This is a genomic window from Paenibacillus sp. SEL3, assembly GCF_054602585.1.
In genome coordinates this window covers 991,525-1,013,320 of the sequence record NZ_CM137725.1, presented here as the reverse complement: position 1 = coordinate 1,013,320, position 21,796 = coordinate 991,525, and the positions used below count along the sequence as shown (strand labels likewise).

Annotated in this window: 16 protein-coding genes and 1 riboswitch; of the genes, 13 read left to right on the top strand and 3 right to left on the bottom strand. The window is 47.9% G+C overall.

What is annotated here, in order from left to right:
* Positions 1 to 15: 15 nt before the first annotated feature.
* The 8 genes from ACYCS5_RS04785 to ptsP all read left to right on the top strand — a co-directional run bounded on the left by ACYCS5_RS04785 (position 16) and on the right by ptsP (position 10,724).
* On the top strand, positions 16 to 1,659 hold the full coding sequence (locus tag ACYCS5_RS04785; protein ID WP_029515708.1) for a UDP-glucose--hexose-1-phosphate uridylyltransferase: 1,644 nt from the start codon (positions 16 to 18) through the stop codon (positions 1,657 to 1,659).
* A 184-nt stretch (positions 1,660 to 1,843) separates the two neighbouring features.
* Positions 1,844 to 3,007: an iron-containing alcohol dehydrogenase gene (locus ACYCS5_RS04780; protein WP_069012479.1), complete on the top strand. Its 1,164-nt coding sequence runs from the start codon at positions 1,844 to 1,846 to the stop codon at positions 3,005 to 3,007.
* Between the two features lie 174 nt (positions 3,008 to 3,181).
* On the top strand, positions 3,182 to 3,700 hold the full coding sequence (locus tag ACYCS5_RS04775; RefSeq protein WP_029515706.1) for a membrane protease regulatory membrane protein: 519 nt from the start codon (positions 3,182 to 3,184) through the stop codon (positions 3,698 to 3,700).
* A 48-nt stretch (positions 3,701 to 3,748) separates the two neighbouring features.
* Positions 3,749 to 5,284 (top strand): flotillin family protein, encoded by a 1,536-nt coding sequence (locus ACYCS5_RS04770; RefSeq protein WP_039272892.1) that lies wholly within the window; start codon positions 3,749 to 3,751, stop codon positions 5,282 to 5,284.
* 189 nt (positions 5,285 to 5,473) lie between these two features.
* Positions 5,474 to 6,349: a glucose PTS transporter transcription antiterminator GlcT gene (gene glcT / locus ACYCS5_RS04765; RefSeq protein ID WP_029515704.1), complete on the top strand. Its 876-nt coding sequence runs from the start codon at positions 5,474 to 5,476 to the stop codon at positions 6,347 to 6,349.
* A gap of 238 nt (positions 6,350 to 6,587) precedes the next feature.
* Positions 6,588 to 8,633 (top strand): glucose-specific PTS transporter subunit IIBC, encoded by a 2,046-nt coding sequence (ptsG, locus tag ACYCS5_RS04760; protein ID WP_029515703.1) that lies wholly within the window; start codon positions 6,588 to 6,590, stop codon positions 8,631 to 8,633.
* Between the two features lie 110 nt (positions 8,634 to 8,743).
* Positions 8,744 to 9,019 (top strand): HPr family phosphocarrier protein, encoded by a 276-nt coding sequence (locus tag ACYCS5_RS04755; protein WP_013372579.1) that lies wholly within the window; start codon positions 8,744 to 8,746, stop codon positions 9,017 to 9,019.
* Entirely contained in the window at positions 9,012 to 10,724 is a 1,713-nt protein-coding gene (gene ptsP / locus ACYCS5_RS04750; protein ID WP_029515702.1) for a phosphoenolpyruvate--protein phosphotransferase, read from the top strand. Before ACYCS5_RS04755 ends, ptsP begins: the two co-directional genes overlap by 8 nt.
* Before the next feature lie 119 nt (positions 10,725 to 10,843).
* Here ptsP and gcvPB read toward each other — a convergent pair whose 3' ends face one another.
* From gcvPB to gcvT, 3 genes are all read right to left on the bottom strand, one after another.
* Positions 10,844 to 12,340 carry an aminomethyl-transferring glycine dehydrogenase subunit GcvPB gene (gcvPB, locus tag ACYCS5_RS04745; protein WP_459760899.1) on the bottom strand — a complete coding sequence of 499 codons (1,497 nt, stop codon included), beginning with the start codon at positions 12,338 to 12,340 and terminating at the stop codon, positions 10,844 to 10,846.
* Positions 12,337 to 13,692, bottom strand: coding sequence for an aminomethyl-transferring glycine dehydrogenase subunit GcvPA (gene gcvPA / locus ACYCS5_RS04740; RefSeq protein ID WP_459760898.1), 1,356 nt, complete (start codon positions 13,690 to 13,692; stop codon positions 12,337 to 12,339). Before gcvPA ends, gcvPB begins: the two co-directional genes overlap by 4 nt.
* Before the next feature lie 125 nt (positions 13,693 to 13,817).
* Complete coding sequence (gene gcvT / locus ACYCS5_RS04735; protein WP_459760897.1) at positions 13,818 to 14,918, bottom strand: glycine cleavage system aminomethyltransferase GcvT; 1,101 nt, start codon at positions 14,916 to 14,918, stop codon at positions 13,818 to 13,820.
* Between the two features lie 176 nt (positions 14,919 to 15,094).
* Positions 15,095 to 15,194, bottom strand: a riboswitch (glycine riboswitch).
* A 393-nt stretch (positions 15,195 to 15,587) separates the two neighbouring features.
* Between gcvT and gcvH the strand changes: the two genes are divergently transcribed.
* The 5 genes from gcvH to ACYCS5_RS04710 all read left to right on the top strand — a co-directional run bounded on the left by gcvH (position 15,588) and on the right by ACYCS5_RS04710 (position 21,618).
* Positions 15,588 to 15,980: a glycine cleavage system protein GcvH gene (gene gcvH / locus ACYCS5_RS04730; RefSeq protein WP_029515698.1), complete on the top strand. Its 393-nt coding sequence runs from the start codon at positions 15,588 to 15,590 to the stop codon at positions 15,978 to 15,980.
* 426 nt (positions 15,981 to 16,406) lie between these two features.
* Positions 16,407 to 17,885, top strand: a complete 1,479-nt coding sequence (locus tag ACYCS5_RS04725) for a PTS mannitol transporter subunit IICB (RefSeq protein WP_459760896.1) — start codon at positions 16,407 to 16,409, stop codon at positions 17,883 to 17,885.
* Between the two features lie 81 nt (positions 17,886 to 17,966).
* Positions 17,967 to 20,045: a BglG family transcription antiterminator gene (locus ACYCS5_RS04720; RefSeq protein ID WP_459760895.1), complete on the top strand. Its 2,079-nt coding sequence runs from the start codon at positions 17,967 to 17,969 to the stop codon at positions 20,043 to 20,045.
* The gene (locus ACYCS5_RS04715; RefSeq protein WP_165149651.1) at positions 20,042 to 20,476 is read left to right on the top strand and encodes a PTS sugar transporter subunit IIA; all 435 of its coding nucleotides are present in this window, start codon (positions 20,042 to 20,044) and stop codon (positions 20,474 to 20,476) included. The genes ACYCS5_RS04720 and ACYCS5_RS04715 overlap by 4 nt, the downstream gene beginning before the upstream one ends.
* Positions 20,473 to 21,618 carry a mannitol-1-phosphate 5-dehydrogenase gene (locus ACYCS5_RS04710; protein WP_165149649.1) on the top strand — a complete coding sequence of 382 codons (1,146 nt, stop codon included), beginning with the start codon at positions 20,473 to 20,475 and terminating at the stop codon, positions 21,616 to 21,618. The genes ACYCS5_RS04715 and ACYCS5_RS04710 overlap by 4 nt, the downstream gene beginning before the upstream one ends.
* Positions 21,619 to 21,796: the final 178 nt, after the last annotated feature.

The window sequence follows — 21,796 nt, the reverse complement described above, 5'->3', positions numbered from 1 at the left end:
GGGAGACGATGACATATGAGCGAGCGCCAATCTGCAGATAAAGGCCAAGGCCGGGAACATTCCCGGCATCTGGCCCATGACATCGACGAAACTGTACAGCAGTCGGCTCTATATGCGGTGGAGCAACTGGTTGCATTCGCACAAAATAAGGGCTTGGTCGGTCCGCAAGACACAGATTACAGCCGTAATTTGTTATTGGATCAGTTTGGTTTTTCCGAGCCTTATTCAGGTAGGGATGTAGGGGGCATTATGGCCCCTGAAGCCCTCCAGCCTGTGCTTAATGTATTGATAGATTATGGTTTTGCCATAGGCCTTATCCCCGAAAACACAGATACGTATCGTGATTTGCTGGATTCCAAAATTATGGGACTACTGATGGCGAGACCATCTGAAGTCATCCGTGACTTTCATCAAACGGAGGCTGAACGTGGCATAGAGGCGGCGACTGATGCTTTTTATCAATTATCTATCGATTCGAACTACATCCGAATGGATCGGGTTGCCAGCAATGTGTACTGGAATCAGTCGACATCTTACGGAGATATGGAAATTACGATTAATTTGTCCAAGCCAGAAAAAAGTCCCAAGGAAATTGCGATGGCGAAGCTTTTGCCGCCGCCTGTTTATCCCAAGTGTCAATTATGCCGTGAAAACGTTGGATATGCAGGAAGAGTAAATCATCCGTCCCGTCAAAATTTGCGTATCATTCCGGTGGAATTGAATGGGGAACCGTGGTTTTTTCAATATTCACCCTATGTGTATTACAACGAGCATTGCATCGTGTTCCATCATAATCATGTACCGATGAAGCTCACGAAGGATACACTGCGCCGATTACTGGCCTTTACGAAAGCGTTTCCGCATTATTTTATTGGCTCCAATGCGGATCTGCCGATTGTCGGCGGATCGATTCTGACCCATGATCATTTTCAGGGTGGTCGTCATACATTCCCAATTGAAAAAGCGGGTGTGGACGGCGTATACCATAATGAAGCGTTCCCGCAGGTTACAGCAGGGATTGTAAATTGGCCGATGTCGGTCATCCGTTTTACGTCAACAGATGCCGAGGCGCTGTTGGAAGCGGGAAATGCTGCTTTTGAAGCCTGGAAAGCTTATAGTGATCCTGTAGCTGATGTCCTCTCTCATACAGAGCAAGAGGGGGAAACGATTCCGCATAATACTGTGACGCCGATTGTGCGCCGTGATTCCGAAGGCAGGTATCAGATGGATCTCGTACTGCGCAACAACCGAACGAGTGAAGAGTACCCGGAAGGTATTTTTCATCCTCACCGCGAGATGCATCACATCAAGAAGGAAAATATCGGTCTGATCGAAGTTATGGGACTTGCCATATTACCGGGGCGGCTCAAGGATGAACTGGATGGAATTGCAGATATTTTGTGTGGGGATGACAAACTGGCTGTGGCTGTACAGCAAGAAGGACATCCGCTGTTTAAGCATGCAGACTGGATTTACCAGTTAAACACTCGGTTCGGTCGTTTGCCTGACAAGGAGACGGCTGTTCGTACCATACAAAATGAGGTTGGACTGAAATTCAGTGAAATTTTAGAGCATGCAGGAGTATATAAACGGAATCCGTCCGGACAGCAGGCCTTTGGTCGTTTTATGAAACAATTGGGATATACTTTGGGAGAATAAAATTGCTTGCGAAGCACATACTATACTACGAGAACCCTCCCAAGATATGACATGGAACCATGCTCCTCAAGGAGTGTGGTTTTTTTCTGAAAACAAAGCAGATTTGTTTCCTGTAACCGAAAAGGTTATAATAGAGTAGTTTCTTAATATTAAACTTTAGAACTATTGGAGGCGAGCGTTTGCGATGAAAGCATTCGAATTTTATAATCCTACACAATTGATCTTCGGTAAAGGACAATTGGAGGCTCTCAAGCGTGAAGTTCCTAAATATGGTAAACGTGTATTGCTTGTATATGGCGGCGGCAGCATTAAGCGCAGCGGCTTGTATGATAATGTAATAGGTTTGCTTGGTGAAATCGGTGCAGAGGTAACGGAACTGGCTGGTGTGGAACCGAATCCTCGCTTATCTACAGTACATAAAGGCGTGGAATTGTGTAAAACACATCAAATCGACCTCGTTCTGGCTGTAGGCGGCGGTAGTGTGCTGGATTGTTCCAAAGCCATTGCTGTTGGTGCAAAATATGATGGCGACATGTGGGATTTTGCAGAGCGTAAAGCGGCACCACAGGCAGCATTGCCATTAGGTACGGTTTTAACTATGGCAGCCACTGGTTCTGAAATGAATGCGGGTTCTGTTATTACAAATGAAAAAACACAGGAAAAATTGGGCTGGGGCAGCGTATTTGCGTTCCCTGCGTTTTCTATTCTTGATCCAGTGAACACATACTCACTGCCGCAAAATCAAACGGTTTACGGAATCGTAGATATGATGTCACACACGCTGGAGCATTATTTCCATCTGGAATCCAATACTCCGGTCCAACTTGGCTGGTGCGAAACGATTTTGCGTACGGTAATGGACGCGGCTCCAGGTCTGGTCAACGATCTGGAAAACTACGAGCTGCGTGAAACAATTATGTATTGTGGTACGATGGCGCTGAACGGCTTCCTGAACATGGGGCTAACAGGTGACTGGGCTACTCACAATATCGAGCATGCGGTGTCTGCTGTTTATGATATTCCACATGGTGGAGGACTGGCTATTCTGTTCCCGAATTGGATGAAACACAATCTGCATGTGAAGCCTGAACGCTTCAAACAATTGGCGGTCAATGTGTTCCATGTAAACCCAGAAGGCAAGAGTGATGAAGAAGTGGCGCTGGAAGGTATTCAGGCGTTGCGTGATTTCTGGAACTCGATTGGTGCACCAAGCCGTCTGGCTGATTACGAGATTGATGCGTCCAAAATCGATGTTATGGCTGATAAAGCTGTGAAATTCGGATCTTTTGGTGGCTTTAACAAGCTCAATCGCGAAGATGTAGTCGAAATTTACAAAGCATCCCTGTAAAACGACATTTGTATCATTTAAAGCACGTTTGTGCGTCATTAGACGTACGAACGTGCTTTTTTGGGTTTGATTTGGGATATTGGAGGAAAATTTTGAAACTTTTTTAGGTTGAATACGTAAACATAGTTATAGACTGGAAACCAGACTGAAAAGGTACATGGAAGGAGGAGTCGCATGGAAACCATATTTTGGTGGCTATTGGCAGGGGGCGCTATCTTTACCGTGGTCAGTGTGCTGATCGGAGATGTACTCGGTAGTTGGCTGGATGGTGCATTGGAGCTGCCGGGCCTTGATTGGTTCAGACCTGTCGTTTTACTTGGAGCCATGACCGCTTTTGGCGGAGCTGGAGTACTGCTGACAAAGTATACCGGGCTGAGCACGGGATGGGTCGTCGTGCTTGCTTTAGGGATTTCGTTTGTCATCGGAATACTCGTGTTCTTTGCGTTTATCAAACCCATGGCGAATTCGGAGGTATCCAGCGGCTTCTCCATGCGTGAGCTGACTGGCCGGATTGGTGAGGTTACCATTCCTGTACCTGAGGTTGGTTACGGGGAGGTTATGATCCGCTTGGGTGCAGGCAACACCATACATACAGCATCGAGCTTCGATCACAAACCGCTTGCTGCGGGAACCCGTATCGTTGTGGTTGAGGTCGCAGAGGGCGTCGTCCGCGTAGCGTACCTGGACACCTAGACGGCGCATTCGCTTAACTTGAAGGGAGCGTGATCGGGAGTGTCAAATTTGCAAGATATTGTGTTGGTCCCTGGGATTGTTGTTATCGTTATCGTCATATTAGGGATCGCCTTTTGGGCCCGCTACAAAACGGTAGGGCCGGATGAAGGAATGATTGTGACGGGTTCTTTTCTGGGAAATAAAAATATTTCCGAGGATGACTCTGGACGTAAAATTAAAATTGTACGCGGCGGGGGGGCCTTCATTTGGCCTATTTTCCAGCAGTCCGAATTCATCTCTCTGTTGTCCCATAAACTGGACGTAACCACACCGGAAGTGTATACGGAGCAAGGAGTTCCCGTGATTGCGGATGGTGTGGCGATCATCAAGGTCGGCAGTTCTATTGAAGATGTGGCTACAGCAGCCGAGCAGTTCATCGGGAAGCCACTGGAGGCTCTTAGGGGAGAGGCTCAGGAAGTACTGGAGGGGCATTTGCGCGCAATCCTCGGCTCGATGACAGTGGAGGAAGTTTATCGTAATCGGGATCGGTTTGCGCAGGAAGTACAGGGCGTGGCTGCTCGTGATCTAAAAAAAATGGGCTTGCAAATCGTTTCATTCACCATCAAAGATGTGCGTGATAAGCACGGATATCTGGATGCGCTTGGTAAGCCGAGAATTGCCGCTGTGAAACGGGATGCTGAGATTGCGGAAGCCGAAGCTGTGCGGGATGCCCGAATTCAGAAGGCGCGTGCGGAACAGGAAGGCCAGAAGGCCGAACTGCTGCGAGATACCAACATTGCCGAGGCAGCCAAAGAGAAAGAACTGAAAGTAGCTTCGTTTAAAAAAGAACAGGATACAGCGAAGGCAGAAGCCGATCAGGCTTATCACATCCAGGAGGCCCGTGCCAAGCAGACTGCCGTCGAGGAGCAGATGAAGGTCGAGCTGGTGCGCAAAGAACGGGAAATTGACCTTCAATCCAAGGAAATACAGGTACGTGAAAAGCAATATGATGCGGAAGTGAAAAAGAAGGCAGAAGCCGATCGGTATGCGGTCGAACAAGCGGCGGAAGCAGATAAATCGCGTAAAATGCGTGAGGCTGAATCACTGCAGTACTCGATTGAGACACAGGCTAAAGCGTCAGCTGAACAAAAACGTCTAAACGGGCAAGCAGAAGCGGATGCCGAACGCGCCAAAGGTACGGCAGACGCAGATGTCATCCGTTTGCGTGGACTTGCAGAAGCGGAGGCCAAGGAAAAACTGGCGGAGGCGTTCCAGAAGTTTGGAGAGGCTGCCGTGCTCGATATTATCGTAAAAATGTTGCCTGAGCTGGCTGGACGTATTGCCGAACCGATTGCGTCCATTGATAAACTCACCGTAGTTGATACAGGAAAAGGAGAAGGAGCAGCGCGTGTCAGTAATTATGTCACCGAACTGATGGCTACGGCGCCCGAGATGCTGAAAAGTGTATCCGGTATTGATGTGGAACAGTTAATCAAGGGGCTGACCACTGGGAAAAAAGGCCTTCATTCCGTGCCGTCCTCCGGTGAAGCGAACAAGCAGCCTCTTCCAGCCTCGGTGGAGGCAGCACTAACAGATAAAGAATAACGATAAGTCTTTGGGAGCTTCTATCCCTAACCAAAAGACCGCTTTTCATCACAGCATTTTCCGGCAATGTGATGAAAAGCGTTTTCTTTTTATTGACCTTTAGCCGAATATTTGGTACTTTAACGTGGATTCCTCTGAGCTTCATGCTATAATTCTTAGGATCAAGGTTCTGATAAAAGAGGTGCGGATGTGAGCAGCCTAAAAGTGGCCAAAGCGCTGAATAACAATGTGATTATAGGAATGCACCCCGAGCATGATGAGGTTGTCGTGATTGGAAAAGGAATCGGTTTCAATCGCAGACCCGGCGATCTTATGCCGTTGGATTCAGTTGAAAAATTATTTATATTAAAAAGCCATGAAGAACAGGAGCAATACAAACGGTTGCTTCCTGAGCTGGATGAAAAGCTCATCGAGGTCATCGGTGAGGTGCTTCATCTTGTTCAGCTTCAAGCAAAGAAGCCTCTAAATGAGCACATTCTGATTGCTTTAACTGACCATATCGCTTTTTCCATCAACCGTCATAAACAGGGAATTACGATTCATAATCCGTTTTTGTATGAGACTAGGGAAATATATCCTCAGGAATACAAGATGGCTGAGCAGGCTGTTGCTTTAATCAGGGATAAGATGAATGTAGATCTGGGAGAAGATGAAATCGGATTCGTGGCCCTGCATATTTATAGCGCTATGACAAACCAGCATATTTCCGAGGTTAGGAAGGATTCTCGTCTGATTGCTGATATGGTTCAGGTTGTCGAGACGACACTGGATTATCGAATTCCTCTCCAATCCCTTGATTATTCTCGACTGCTGACTCATCTGAGGTTTGCGATTGAACGTGTGCGCCGGGGAGAGATTGTGCAGGAGATTTATCGATTGGACAAGCTTTTGAACGAAGAATATCCAGAAATGTATATGCTGTCCTGGAAACTGACGAAGATTATGGAGAAAAGGCTACGTAAACCTGTTTATCCGGCTGAGGTTAGTTATTTGACAATGCATCTGCAGCGGTTGTCCCAACGCAAAGAGCAGGGGGAGCAACAAAAAGTGATAAAACCGGAATAAAAAAGTATTGCCTCGCATTTAGCGGGGTGCTATAATCAATTCTGCAATGAGGAAGACAACAACTGAACATTTAACGTGTTACTGATTCGATCAGGCATGAGTTGCTTTAAGTTATGATTGTTTACAGCCTACTGGGGTAAGCTATATCCCAAGGTTGTTTTCAAACATACTTAAATCGGCTCATGCCTTTTTTGTTGTTTTGCCTCTGTTCTAAATTTCAGAGAAGGATGTGGAAGGTATGTTTAAAAAGCTTTTCGGCGTTTTACAGCGTGTCGGTAAAGCATTAATGCTTCCTGTAGCGATTTTGCCAGCTGCGGGGCTTTTATTGGGTATCGGTAACATGCTGGTCAATCCTGATTTTCTCCAGTACATTCCGGCATTAAATGCGGGCTGGGTTCAATCGGTTGCGACGATCATGATGAATGCCGGACAAATCGTTTTTGATAATCTGGCACTGTTGTTCGCAGTCGGCGTAGCCGTCGGTCTAGCGGGCGGTGAAGGTGTAGCAGGTTTGGCTGCCATCATCGGTTACCTCGTTATGAACATTACTCTGGGTACAGCCGTGGGTGTCACACCTGGTCTGATTGCTCAAAAAATACCGGGTTATGCGAACGTGTTGGGAATTCCAACGCTTCAAACCGGGGTGTTCGGCGGGATAATCATCGGTATACTGGCCGCAGCCATGTACAACCGCTTTTTCAAAATTGAGCTTCCTTCGTATCTGGGCTTTTTCGCGGGTAAGCGTTTCGTTCCAATTGCAACGGCGGTATCCTCACTTATTGTCGGACTAGCACTGGTTCTGATCTGGCCTCCAGTTCAACAAGGACTTAACGCAGTATCTCACTTTATGGTGTATTCCAACCCGACTTTGTCGGCGTTCCTGTTCGGGGTTATCGAACGCGCGCTGATTCCATTTGGTTTGCATCACATTTGGTATTCACCGTTCTGGTTTGAGTTTGGTGAATATGTTAACAAAGCAGGTCAAACCGTTCACGGTGACCAGCAGATCTTCTTCAGCCAGCTTCGCGACGGAGTGGCTTTGACAGCAAGTACGTTCCAAGTGGGTAAATTCCCATTCATGATGTTCGGTTTGCCAGCAGCAGCGCTTGCGATGTACCATGAAGCAAGACCAGAACACAAAAAATATGTAGCAGGTATTATGGGTTCAGCAGCATTGACTTCGTTCTTGACAGGTATTACGGAGCCACTGGAATTTTCCTTCCTGTTCGTAGCTCCACTGCTGTTTGCAGTACACTGTATATTCGCAGGTCTGTCATTTATGACCATGCAAATTTTACATGTCAAAATCGGTATGACCTTCTCAGGCGGATTTATTGACTTCCTGATTTTCGGGATTATTCCAACCCGTACGCCTTGGTGGTATGTAATCATCGTCGGTCTGATTTTGGCAGTTATTTACTACTTCGGATTCCGATTCATCATACGGAAATTCAACTTGAAAACACCAGGGCGTGAAGAAGCCACAGAAAATGTGGATGGCGCAGCAACTGGTAGTAGTGATGAGCTCCCACACAACATTTTGGCAGCTTTCGGCGGTTCATCGAATATCAAGCATCTGGATGCTTGTATCACACGTCTTCGGATCGAGGTTAATGAGAAATCGAACGTTGACAAAGCTCGTCTGAAACAACTTGGCGCATCGGGTGTCCTTGAAGTCGGTAACAACGTACAGGCAATTTTCGGTACACGTTCCGACACCATTAAATCTCAAATGGCTGATATCATGGCTGGACGTACACCTGCACCAGCTCCGGCGCAACCTGCTCCACAAGAGGAGAAGGAAGCTGGAGAAGAACAACAAACCATTATTGTAGAAGATATTGTAATGCCTGTTAACGGCGAATTGGTTGATATCTCGACGGTTCCCGATCCGGTATTTGCAGAACGTATGACAGGTGACGGCTTTGCGGTCGTGCCAAATGATGGAACGATTGTGTCCCCTGTTTACGGCAAAGTATTCAATGTATTCCCGAGCAAGCATGCGGTTGGTATCCAATCCGATGGCGGTAAAGAAGTGCTTGTTCATATCGGGGTGAATACAGTGAAGCTTAAAGGTCAAGGATTTGACGTTTTGGTGAACGAAGGCGATCTTGTGTCAGCTGGCCAGCCTATTATGAAAGTAGACCTGGAATACGTGAAGGCAAACGCTAAATCCATCATCTCACCTGTCATTTTTACTAACCTTCCTGAAGGTTCTTCGGTAACTTTAAACAAAACTGGAGTATTGAAGGCTGGCGAAGATGGTATAATTACGATAAAATAAACTCTATGTGTTTCGGATTAGTTGATTAGGCGGCTTAGGCCGTCTGATCAATTATTCGGTATACTGCGTGTAAACAAATATTATCTTTAGGAAAGTGGGAGGAACAAATTATGCAAACAACTTTTAGAATTACGGATGAAGACGGTATCCATGCACGTCCTGCAACTGCGCTGGTAAATACAGCTAACAAATTCAGCGGTGCTGAATCTTTTGCCGAAGCTAACGGTAAAAAAGTAACTTTGAAATCCATTCTGGGTGTATTGTCTCTGGGTCTGGAACAAGGCGATACTATTAACATTATCTGCGAAGGCGCTGAAGCTGCCGAAGCACTGAAAGCTCTTGAAAATGTAATCGTCAACGAAGGGCTGGGCGAAGTTCATGCTTAAGATTTCTGGGATTGCCGCTTCGGCAGGCATAGCCATTGCCCGGGCGTTTATCTTGGAGCATCCGAATTACGCTGTAGAGAGACGCGCGGTTGGTGATGTTGAAGCTGAAATCGCAAGATTGGATGCGGCTTTGGCACAATCTCAAACCGAATTGGAATCGATTAAGGAGAAAACGCTTAAGGAACTGGGAGAGAAAAAAGCAGAAATTTTTGCATCTCACCTGCTCATTTTGAATGACCCTGAATTGATCGATCCGGTTAAAGCTAAAATCAGAGACGAGCAGCTTAATGCTGACTATGCTTTGAATGAAGTAGCTACACAGTTCATTTCCATGTTTGAAAACATGAAAAGTGCCTATTTGCAAGAACGCGCATCGGACATGCGTGATGTAACCAAGCGGATCCTGAATCACCTGCTTGGTGTTCATTTTGTTAGTCCTGCAGAAATTGCCGAAGAAACGATTGTGCTTGCAGAAGATTTGACACCTTCCGACACAGCTCAGCTGAACCGTGAATTTGTTAAAGGTTTTGCAACGAATATCGGCGGACGTACTTCGCATTCGGCTATTATGGCTCGCTCACTTGAAATTCCGGCAGTTGTGGGAACGAAAAATATATTGTCTCAAGCAAAAAGTGGCGATTTGATTATCGTTGATGGTTTAGATGGTCACGTATTCGTGAACCCTACCGAAGAGATTGTTGCAGAATACCGTGCTAAACAAGTGGCATACGACAAGCAACGCGAAGAGTGGCGCAAGCTGCGCGGCGAAGCTACGGTTTCTGTCGATGGTGTCCATGTCGAACTGGCAGCCAATATTGGTACGCCTAATGATGTAGCTGGTGTCCTGGACAACGGTGGTGAAGGCGTTGGCTTGTACCGTACGGAGTTCTTGTACATGGGACGCGATAAGCTTCCATCCGAAGAAGTACAGTATACAGCGTACAAAACTGTTCTGGAAAGAATGGAAGGTAAACCGGTTGTAGTCCGTACTTTGGATATCGGTGGTGACAAAGAACTTCCTTATCTGGACCTGCCGAAAGAAATGAATCCGTTCCTCGGATTCCGTGCTATTCGCCTGTGTCTGGATCGCCAGGATATTTTCCGCACTCAATTGCGTGCTTTGTTGCGTGCGAGTGTGCATGGTAACTTGCGCATCATGTTCCCAATGATTGCTACGCTGAACGAATTCCGTGAAGCTAAAGCTGTTTTGTTGGAAGAAAAGGAAAAATTGGTAGCTGAGGGTGTATCCGTATCCGAAGAAATTCAACTGGGCATCATGGTAGAAATTCCTTCTACAGCGGTATTGGCTGACCAATTCGCAAAAGAAGTAGATTTCTTCAGTATCGGTACAAACGATCTGATTCAATACACAATGGCAGCGGATCGCATGAACGAGCGGGTTTCTTACCTGTATCAACCTTACAATCCATCCATTCTGCGCCTGGTGAAAATGGTTATTGATGCCGCTCACCGTGAAGGACGTTGGGTTGGTATGTGTGGCGAAATGGCAGGAGATACAACAGCAATTCCGTTGCTGCTGGGTCTCGGACTTGATGAGTTCAGTATGAGCGCCACTTCCATTCTGCCAGCACGTAGTCAAATTTCCAAGTTGTCCCGTGCGGACATGGAAAAACTGGCTACAAAAGCTCTGGACATGCAAACAGCAGAACAGGTTGTTGAATTGGTTCAAAGCATCGAAGGCTAAGGAAGGGTATTACATTTCAAAGGTTATATCTTTTTCCAACAAAAAATTGCTGTGTACATACAGCAGCCGGTATCTAATTAGATACCGGCTTTTTTGCATGCTTTAAAGTAGAATTTGTTTTAACTGCATGAGCAATTCAGTACAGGTTTGCGGGCTGCGGTAGTTTCGTCCAATCGTGTGACTGGAGTAGTATATGGTGCATTGAGCACCAGCTCAGGGTTCTCTTCTGCTTCCCGCGCAATATGAATCATAGTGTCGACAAAAGCATCAAGTGTTTCCTTACTTTCCGTTTCCGTGGGCTCGATCATGATGCACTCCTCTACATTCAGCGGAAAGTAAATTGTAGGTGGATGGTAGCCGAAATCAAGCAGCCGTTTGGCTACATCAAGCGTGCGCACTCCAAATTTTTTCAAGCCTCGCCCCGACATCACGAATTCGTGTTTGCAATGTCCAGGGTAGGGCAGGTCAAAATGTGGAGCGAGCCGATGCATCATGTAATTGGCATTGAGTACAGCACATTCCGATACACGTTTTAAGCCATCGGGCCCGTAGCTACGGATATAGGCATAGGCACGGACGAGAATACCGAAGTTCCCGTAAAAGGCTTTAACCCGTCCAATAGAATCTCCCTGTTCCCGGTCCCAGTGGTACACCCCCTGTGGATCCCGTACGACAAGCGGCTTGGGCAAATAAGGGATGAGCCGTTGCTTTACGCCGACAGGCCCAGCGCCGGGGCCACCGCCACCGTGCGGGGTACTCATCGTTTTGTGCAAATTGAGATGCACTACATCGAAGCCCATATCTCCGGGACGGGTAATCCCCATGATGGCGTTGGAGTTCGCCCCGTCATAGTAGAGCAGACCACCCGCGTCATGCACGATGGCAGCAATGTCAGTGATTTGCTTCTCGAACAGCCCAAGCGTGTTCGGGTTGGTCAGCATGAGCGCAGCGGTGTCGTTGCCTACGGCTTGACGCAGCGCATCCAGATCCACCAGCCCCTCAGGGGTGGAAGGAAGGGTGACTGTTTCGAAGCCTGCGACGGTTGCACTGGCGGGGTTCGTTCCGTGCGACGAATCCGGCACGAGCACCTTGGTACGTCGCTCACTACGTGCTTCGTGGTATGAGCGAATCATCATCAGCCCGGTCCATTCGCCATGGGCGCCCGCGGCGGGCTGAAGCGTGACGGCATCCATGCCAGTTAACGCAGCCAAATCATTTTGGAGCGTATGCAGCAACTCCATGGCACCCTGGATGCTCTCCTCGGGCTGACATGGATGGATTTTGGCGAAGCCTGTATATCGGGCGACATCCTCATTCACCTTCGGATTGTATTTCATCGTACAGGAGCCGAGCGGATAAAATCCATTGTCCACGCCAAAATTGCGCCGGGACAAGGCGGTATAATGCCGAATAACGTCTACTTCGTATACCTCGGGTAATGCTGCAGGTTCGCTGCGCAGCGCATAGTCTGGCAAAAGCGCTGCCACCGGGCGACGGGGAACGTCGCACTCGGGAAGGGAATAGGCGATGCGACCCGGACGGCTCAATTCAAAAATGAGCGCTTGATCGTGTTCCTTTAACAGCTCTTGTTTCTGATCCTGTCCGGTATGTGTCATAGCAATCCCCCCAAGGTGTGCACAAATTGGTCAATCTCTTCTTTGGTTCTTTGCTCCGTCACGGCAATCAACATGTGACCAGCGAGTTCCTCATAGTCCCGGCCCAAATCGTAGCCAGCGATAAATCCAGCAGCTAGCAGCTCGGTCTGGAGTCTGCTCATATCTGTACCCTCAGGCAGTCTAAGGACAAACTCGTTAAAGGTTGGTGCGTTAAACGAGGCAGTTACGCCCTTCAAGCTCAGCAATTGCTCTAAGGCATATCGGCTTTTATGCAAATTTAGCTCGGCTACTTCCTTGATCCCCTGTCTACCCATAACAGATAAGTATACAGATGCAGATAAAGCTAGCAATGCTTGATTGGAACAAATGTTTGACGTGGCCTTTTCGCGGCGGATATGCTGTTCCCGGGCTTGCAAGGTCAGCACGAAACCCCGTTTACCATTGCGATCAGTGGTCTGACCCACAATACGGCCGGGGATACGGCGCATATGTGCCTGAGAAACGGCAAAGTATCCACAAGTCGGACCGCCGAGAGAAGAGGAGATGCCAAGTGGCTGCGCGTCTCCTACCACAATATCCGCGCCCTGTTTGCCGGGTGTCTCCAGCAAGCCAAGTGCCAGTGGGTTGGCACTGACGACCAAAAGACCTTTGTGTGCATGGATGAGGTCAGCCATCGGCTGTAGATTTTCCACGGCTCCGAAAAAGTTGGGGCTTTGGACCAAAACAGCCGCGGTCTGTTCCGATACGGCCGCCGCTAACGCATCAGCATCCGTTACACCGTCCGAACAGCCGATCTCCACGATGTCCAAATTCAATCCGCGTGCATAGGTTGCCAATACCTGACGTGCCTCTGGATGGACGGACCTCGATACGATAAGCTGTTTACGGCGGGTAGCTGCGGCGGACAGTGAGCCCGCTTCCGCCAGTGCAGTCGCTCCGTCGTACATGCTGGCATTAGCTACAGCCATGCCCGTCAATTCGCAAATATACGACTGAAATTCGAAAATGGCTTGTAGCTCGCCTTGGCTTACTTCCGGCTGATAGGGGGTGTAGGCTGTATAGAATTCCGAGCGTGAAGTGATGTGCTGGATGACCGACGGAATATGATGATCATAAATTCCTGCGCCAAGAAAGCTGGCATGTGTGTCTGTATTGGCGTTGTGTCCAGCCAGCTCGGCCAAGTGGCGGGTTAAGGCTTTCTCATCGAGTCGAGAAGAAAGAGGGAGTTCCCCTTGATATCGAATGGCCTCTGGAATGTCACTGAATAAATCATCAATGGATGATACACCCACCACACGCAGCATTTCGGTTTGATCTTGTTCAGTCATAGGGAGATAACGATGCTGCTTCATAGGTTCTGGCTCCTTTCGAAAAGCAAAATTTTAAATCGTAATTAGCTAATAAAAAAGTGTGAGCTGAAAAACCCGGAAGTTCATATCTGACATGTTTGCTTTATTGGAATGAAGAGAGTTTAAGATTAGCGCGGGCGTTTATAAAAGGGTGCTGCCACTACCTCGGCACGCAGGCGTTTGCCACGAATCTCAACCTCCAGCGGTGTGGAGAGGGCGCTAAAACGACTGTCCACCAAGGCGAGGCCCAGATTACGCTTCAAGGTGGGCGACTGAGTCCCCGTTGTGACCTCACCGATGCGTTGTCCTTCTGCGAATACCGGATAATGGGCGCGTGGGATGCCGCGATCAATCATTTCCAGCCCGATCAATTTACGAGGAACCCCTTGTTCTTTTTGACGCTGAAGTGCTTCTCTACCGATAAAATCTCCTTTATTCAGCTTGACGAAGAAACCCAGACCGGCTTCGAGTGGTGAAATTGTGGCAGATAACTCCTGTCCGTATAGCGGCAACCGAGCCTCAAAGCGTAGTGTATCCCGAGCACCAAGTCCAGCGGGAATCAGCCCATACGACTCACCGGAACGAAGCAAACCCTCCCATACGGCGGGTGCTTCCGCGGCAGGTACGTAAAATTCAAAACCGTCTTCGCCCGTATATCCGGTTCGTGAGACGAGTGCTTTTGCTCCGAACAATGGCACGTTCTCATGAAAGTGGAAAGATGCCAGATTCGTAATATCCGTATCTGCCACGGCTGCGGCAATACGTGCTGCTTCCGGTCCCTGCAATGCCAGCAATGCTATTGCATCAGACACATTCTCCATGTGAACGGATGCAGGCACATGACGAAGTAACCAATCCCAATCCTTATCAATGTTGGAGGCGTTCACAACGAGCATGTAGCGCTCCGGTCCTTTGCAGTAAACAAGCAGGTCGTCTACTACACCTCCATCGGGGTAACACAGGAGTGAATATTGTGCCTGACCTGGTTCCAACTGGCTGACATCATTCGTGGTCACCCTTTGTAGAAAAGCTTCGGCCTCTTTGCCTTCAACCAAAAACTCACCCATATGCGATACATCGAATAAACCCGCACGTTGCCGGACGGCCTCATGCTCCTTTTGGATACCGCTAAACTGAACGGGGAGCTCCCAGCCGCCAAAGTCAATACAACGAACCCCAGACTGCGTCCCGTAGGACGAATATAGCGGTGTTTTTCGCAAATTAGTCATGTTTCCACTCCTATCCGGTGTGATCGGCAAAACAAAAAAGACAGGCCGAAAAAAACGTATAGACAGCAGTCTATACTCTTTTTTCAGCTCTGTCCTTGATACCAGAAAGTTACCCCGGTATGTACCGGGTTTCCTCTTGGGTGATCCGCTCCAATAGCGAATGCTCTCCAGAGATGCGTCCGGCAGAGGTCCTTTTGCCTGAGAGATTCACCTGCAATGCAGGCTTACTCCTTCGGCGCTACCTTCGGGATCAGCAGTATATTACCTGGCTTTGCAGATAACAACTTGATCCGATTCGCGTGCACAACTGTCTCACAAGCGGCAACAGCTATGCGAATCTTTTTGGCAGTCTCTCCCTCTGCGTTCATCCGCGTTTGCAGTTGTCGGGGTGTTTCCCAAAGTATTTGCTATAACCCATTAATACGCAAATTCATTCAAAATGTCAATAAAAATGTCATCAAAAACAATAGAAAAAACATTTAATATATAAATAAGGATATGTAAGCGTTTGTTATAAATTATTATATTTTTATATAGAGCGCTATAGGAGGTGATATGAAGTATTTTTGTTAGTATTATTGACATGAGTGTTCTTATTGTCATAATCTTAACCTGTCTAATACAGGTGAGCAAATGCGATTTTATTCATATGGAAGTGAGGGGAACAGAATGGGTGAAGTGAAGCAGCAACTTTGGTATACAGACGAACATGAGTGGGTTCAGCGGACAGAGAATGGAACGGTGCGGATTGGTATTACAGACTTTGCACAGCACCAACTGGGTGATATTGTTTTTGTAGAATTACCTGAGGCGGGAGTAACGATTGAGCAGGGAGCGGAGATCGGTACGATTGAATCGGTGAAGACGGTATCCGACCTTTTTGCTCCGGTGACGGGAACTATATTAAAAGTGAATGAAGCGCTGGAAGGTACACCTGAGCTAGTGAATGAATCTCCTTATGACAAAGGTTGGATGGTAGAAGTAGAGATGGATAAAGATGTGGAGGAAGCATTGGGCAAACTACTGTCGGCGGATCAGTATGAGCAGTTGATTTCGGAGTAATAAATAGAGCAATGCAGCATGAAATAATAGCGTGTTATTCGGAATTTTATATTGATTTTTAATTGAATAAGAGCATCGTTAGTTTGCTCGATTTTTGTATAAAATAGTCGCTATGATTTGACGTAGCGGCTATTTTTTTGTCTTTTTTTGAAAACGTAATTACGTGTGTTGTTCTGATATAGTGGGTTGTCCCCATATAGGAATCATACATAATCCAGCACGGTTTTTCGACTAATTTCTATAGCTACAGGTCATATTAAGAAGAATTATGCAGGTATAATATCTTCCTGGATAATTTAAATTTAAATGTTGTCATCAACGTTCATGACGAAAGTACGTTTTCATTTCGTTGATGAAGATAGCGCTGTCATTTAGTATGAATTTTAAGAAAAGGTAGTGATGCTTACCTACAAGGAGGATTTGAATATGAGTACATTGGACGCAAAGCCAAGTTCAAAAGGAGGCACTCGTGTCGCCGTACAGCGTTTTGGCCGTTTTCTTAGCGGTATGGTTATGCCCAATATGGGAGCCTTTATTGCGTGGGGGTTGATTACGGCACTCTTTATTCCGACCGGATGGTTCCCGAACGAAGGTTTTGCACAGTTGGTTGATCCGATGAAAAATTATTTGTTGCCGCTGCTGATTGGTTATACAGGGGGCACGATGATTCACGGACAGCGTGGAGGTGTGATCGGTGCCATCATGACGATGGGTGTCATAGTAGGAGCCGATATCCCGATGTTCCTGGGCGCGATGGTAGCTGGTCCGCTGGCTGCGTGGATATTGAAGAAGTTCGACAAGGCCATTGAAGGCAAAGTCAGATCAGGCTTTGAAATGCTGGTCAATAATTTTTCGGCCGGGATTATCGGTGCCATTCTAGCACTGCTTGCCCATGTGGCGATCGGCCCGGTTGTACAAATGATCAGTCAAGTGTTGTCGGCAGGGGTACAGTTCCTCGTGAACGCGGGGCTATTGCCGCTTGTCAACCTCATTATTGAGCCCGGAAAAGTATTATTTTTAAACAACGCGCTGAATCACGGAGTATTGAGTCCGATTGCGTTGGAGGAAGCTGCAAGAACAGGCAAATCCGTACTGTTCATGCTGGAATCCAACCCTGGGCCGGGGCTTGGTATTTTGCTGGCCTACTGTCTGTTCGGTAAAGGCTCTGCGAAGTCGTCAGCTCCTGGCGCAGTCATCATTCATTTTTTCGGCGGGATTCATGAAATTTATTTCCCTTATATTTTGATGAAGCCGATTCTGATTCTTGCAGCTATAGCTGGCGGTGTTGTGGGAACCTTCTGTTTCATGTTGACAGGTGCCGGACTGGTTGCTGCTCCTTCACCGGGTAGTATCATCGCCTATTTTCTAATGACGCCAAAAGGTGGATATTTGCCAATGCTGAGCGGGGTGATCGCTGCTGCGGTCGTATCCTTTGCTGTTGCAGCAGTGTTACTCAAGACAGGTAAGCAACAAGAAGAGGGGCTGGAGGAAGCTGCATCTCGCCTGAAAGATATGAAAAATCAAAGCAAGAGTGCCAGTGCTAACGCCACTGTAATGGAAGATAACCACGAATCTGATCGTGCTGCCGAGATTGTCGCAGATCGAACGCTCAAGGATAAATCCGAAGTGAACAAGATTGTCTTTTCCTGTGATGCAGGTATGGGTTCAAGCGCGATGGGTGCCTCGATTTTACGCAAAAAAATGAAGCAGGCGGGCGTAGACGTAACAGTTACGAATACGGCAATCAGTGAAATTCCACAGGATGCGGATATTGTCATTACGCAAAAAACGTTGACAGACCGGGCTAAAACAGTAGCTCCGAAAGCTGAGCACATTTCCATTGACAATTTTTTGAAGAGTCCTGAATACGAAGCGCTGGTTGAACGTCTGAAATCCGATTCTTAATCCCCGTCTTAGTCAGGCTGACTGTATGCAGTGTACGTCTCCTGCTGGAGGGATGAGCTTGGGAAGGAACGGTATGCGCTTATGAATATTACGAAACGACAACGTGACATCGTGGAATATCTTCTGGAGCAGTCCAAAGAGGTTACAGCCGGAGAAATTGCCACGAAGATCAATGTCAGCACAAGGACGGTTCATCGGGAACTGGGCGCAGTCGAGCATTGGCTGGCAGCTCATGAGGTGAAGCTGGAGAAAAAGTCAGGGATTGGTATCTGTATAGATGCAGACCCAGCTCAGCTTGTATGCCTGCGAAAGCAATTGCTGCATACGAATCCAGACGAATATTCGGCTGAGGAGAGAAAGATCGTGGTTCTCTGCATGCTGCTGGATACACGGGAGCCGATCAAGCTGCTGGCGCTGGCTTCAGATCTGAAAGTCACGGTAACTACGGTCAGTCATGATCTGGACGAATTACAAGACTGGATCGGAGATCGAGGGCTCGTGCTTGTCCGCAGACGGGGATACGGTGTCGAGATTACCGGACGGGAGATAGACAAAAGACGGGCGATTTCCGAGCTGGCCCTCGAACATTTGGATGAATCTGATCTGTTTTCCAGCCAGGGAGAGGTTCGTTCTGTGACCCGTGTCTCCGACAAATTGCTGGAGATGATTGGCAGAGGGAACTTGCTGATCGTGGAAAAGGCCCTCTGGCAGCCCCATGAAAAGTGGCTGGAAAACATGGTGGAAAGCAAATATATGGAGTTGCTGATTCAGATTTGCGTTTCGCTGGCACGTCTACGACTCGGGTATGTTATGGATCCTCTTCTCTCCTATTTAAAAACAGATTCGGATGAGAATATCATGCTGCGTACAGCTATGGTAGAACGCATATGCGCAGAATTGTCAGCGGCGCTGGATATAAACTTTCCGGACCCGGAACGATCTTATTTCAGGCTGCTGTTCCGTGATGCCGAGGATCATTCTACCCGGCTGCTGCCGCTCGATGATCTTGTACTGCTGGAGTCGGTTCATGAGTTGATTCGTCGTGTGGAGGAAGAAACAGGCACGCCATTGGAAGAGGACCGTGTTCTGCGTGAAGGACTGATTGCCCATATGGCTCCGGTATTCAAACGTTTGAAGGAAGGCAAGTCGATTCGTAATCCCCTCCTTCAGCAAATCCGCAAGGATTACAGCAGCTTATTCGACTCAGTGAAAAAGGCTGCAGCAGACATGACAGAAATGAAAGTCCCTGATGAAGAGATCGGATTTCTCGTCATGCATTTCGGCGCTTCGCTGGAGCGGCTGCGACAATTGCGGCGGGAGGTGCGGGCCATCGTAGTCTGCACGAGCGGCATTGGTTCATCCAGACTTCTGGCAACAAGGCTCGCCAAAGAGCTGCCACAGATCAAAATTGTGGATAGGGCCTCATGGTACGAGGCGGCGCGGATCCCCAAGGAGGATTATGATCTGATCATTTCGACAGTAGAGCTACCGCTTGAACCAGATCGCTATCTTAAGATCAGCCCGCTGCTGACGCAGGAGGAGAGTGATCGCCTGCGTCAATTTATCCAGCATATTACACTCAATCATCCTGATGACCATCAGCAGGAACAGGTTGTTCAGCCCGGTCAGGACATGGAGTGGCTTACCGGTCTGCGGAAAAGTCTCGATGAAATTGTACACATTGTACAGCAATTTCAAGTGTACCCGCTGGAAAATCAGGAGATGGATATGGCGGCGACCGTAGAGGCTATATGCATGTTGGAGGCGGGGCGGGGGAATGTTACAGAGCCTTCTGCGGTTGCTGCACAACTCATGGAAAGAGAGCGCCAAGGTAGTCAGGTGATCTCTGATACCTCCATTGCTTTAGTTCATACGCGTAGCCACTATATTCGCAAACCTTCGCTTACCTTGTATAAGCTGGCAGAGCCGCTGTTGGCGGATACAGGCGAACAGGTAGAATGCGTGCTGCTCATGTTGGGACCTCGTGAGCTGCCGAGAGAAAGCTTGGAGGTATTGAGCGAGATTAGTGCATTACTCTTGCAGGAAGACATGGTTACGCTACTGGAACACGGTAGCAGGGATCATATTGTCAATTATATATCGATTGAGCTAGCTGGATTTTTCCACAGTAAATTAGGGACAGGGAGGAACCTACCGTGAGTATTATGACGATAGACAAAGTGAAAATGAATGCAACCGCCAAAGACAAATATGAGGCGATTCGTATGGCTGGACAAATCCTGCTGGATGCAGGACATATTTCAAGTGAGTACATTGACAAGATGCTGGAACGCGAGGAGATCGTGTCCACCTATATCGGGAACGGGCTGGCTATTCCACATGGCACCAAGGAATCCAAGACGCTTATTCAATCCACAGGCATCTCCATCGTTCAGTTTCCGCAAGGCGTAGATTTTGGGGAAGAAAAAGCATACATGGTAATCGGCATTGCAGCACAAGGCGGCGATCATATGGAGATTTTGACGAGTATTGCTGTGGTGTGTGCAGAGGAAGAAAACATGGAGAAACTTCGCAACGCGGTGACCCCACAGGAAATTATAGATCTGTTCGAAAGTGAGCTGGAGCTATGAGAGCCGTCCACTTTGGAGCAGGAAATATCGGTCGCGGCTTTATCGGATTGATTCTGTCGCGTGCAGGCTATGAGGTTGTCTTTTCAGATGTCAATGACACCCTTGTATCCGAGTTACGCCGTCGTAAACAATACACCGTAGAGTTAGCCAATGATACAAAGGATACGGAGCTGGTCATGAATGTGACGGCGATTGACGGCAAGGATGCAGCGGCTGTAGCCGATGCGGTAGACCACGCTGATCTGGTAACGACCGCAGTAGGTGTCAGCATCCTCAAGCACATTGCAGCAGGCATTGCGGAGGGCATCAAGCGGCGGGTAGAGCGAGGAGCGAGGCCGCTGCATGTGATTGCCTGTGAAAATGCAATCGGAGGCAGTGCGCAACTGAAAGAGCATGTTTTTGCGCTATTGGATGAGGCGACCCGTGCCAAGGCTGAGGCTTCGGTGTATTTTCCAAATGCTGCCGTAGACCGGATTGTGCCGATCCAGCAACACGAGGACCCGTTACATGTGCAGGTAGAGCCTTTTTATGAGTGGGTGGTGGATCGTTCGCAAATGGCATCTGAGCATGAAGAAATCGAAGGTATCCTGTACGTGCAGGATCTAGAGCCTTACATTGAACGAAAGCTGTTTACGGTAAATACGGGACATTGCGTGGCAGCTTATCTTGGTTATACCGCAGGTTATGCTACCATTCAGGAGGCCATGAAGGATAGCAAGGTGGTGGATTCGATACAAGGGTCACTGGAGGAAACGGGAGCGGTGCTTGTGAAGCGCTTCGGTTTGGATCAAGAGGAGCATAGGAAGTACATCTCTAAAATTTTGGATCGCTTCCGCAACCCTAATCTAATAGACGATGTTACTCGGGTCGGACGTTCACCATTACGCAAGCTGTCTCCCAATGACCGTCTTGTACGTCCCGCGCTCCAAGCGCAGGAGTATGGCATTCCGACGGATCATCTGGCGTTAGGAATGGCTGCTGCCTGTAAATTTGATATTACGGAAGACCCCGAGGCAGTCGAGCTTCAGCAGGTGATCCGCAACGAAGGGCTGGGTGTGGCGCTGACGCGTTATACTTCCATAACCGCAGACCACCCGTTACATCGGCAGATATTGGAGCAATATGATATTATAAATTCATAAAACAACGTATTACTAACATTAGATTTCGATAATCCTCTTGAAGACAAAGCATCCACATCAACACTAGCGTGTTCTGTAGAGATGTGCTTCAAGAGGATTTTTATATGCGTGATTTACATCACATAACAACCTGCTTAAATTGTTTATATTGATAATGATTATCATTATCTATAAAATG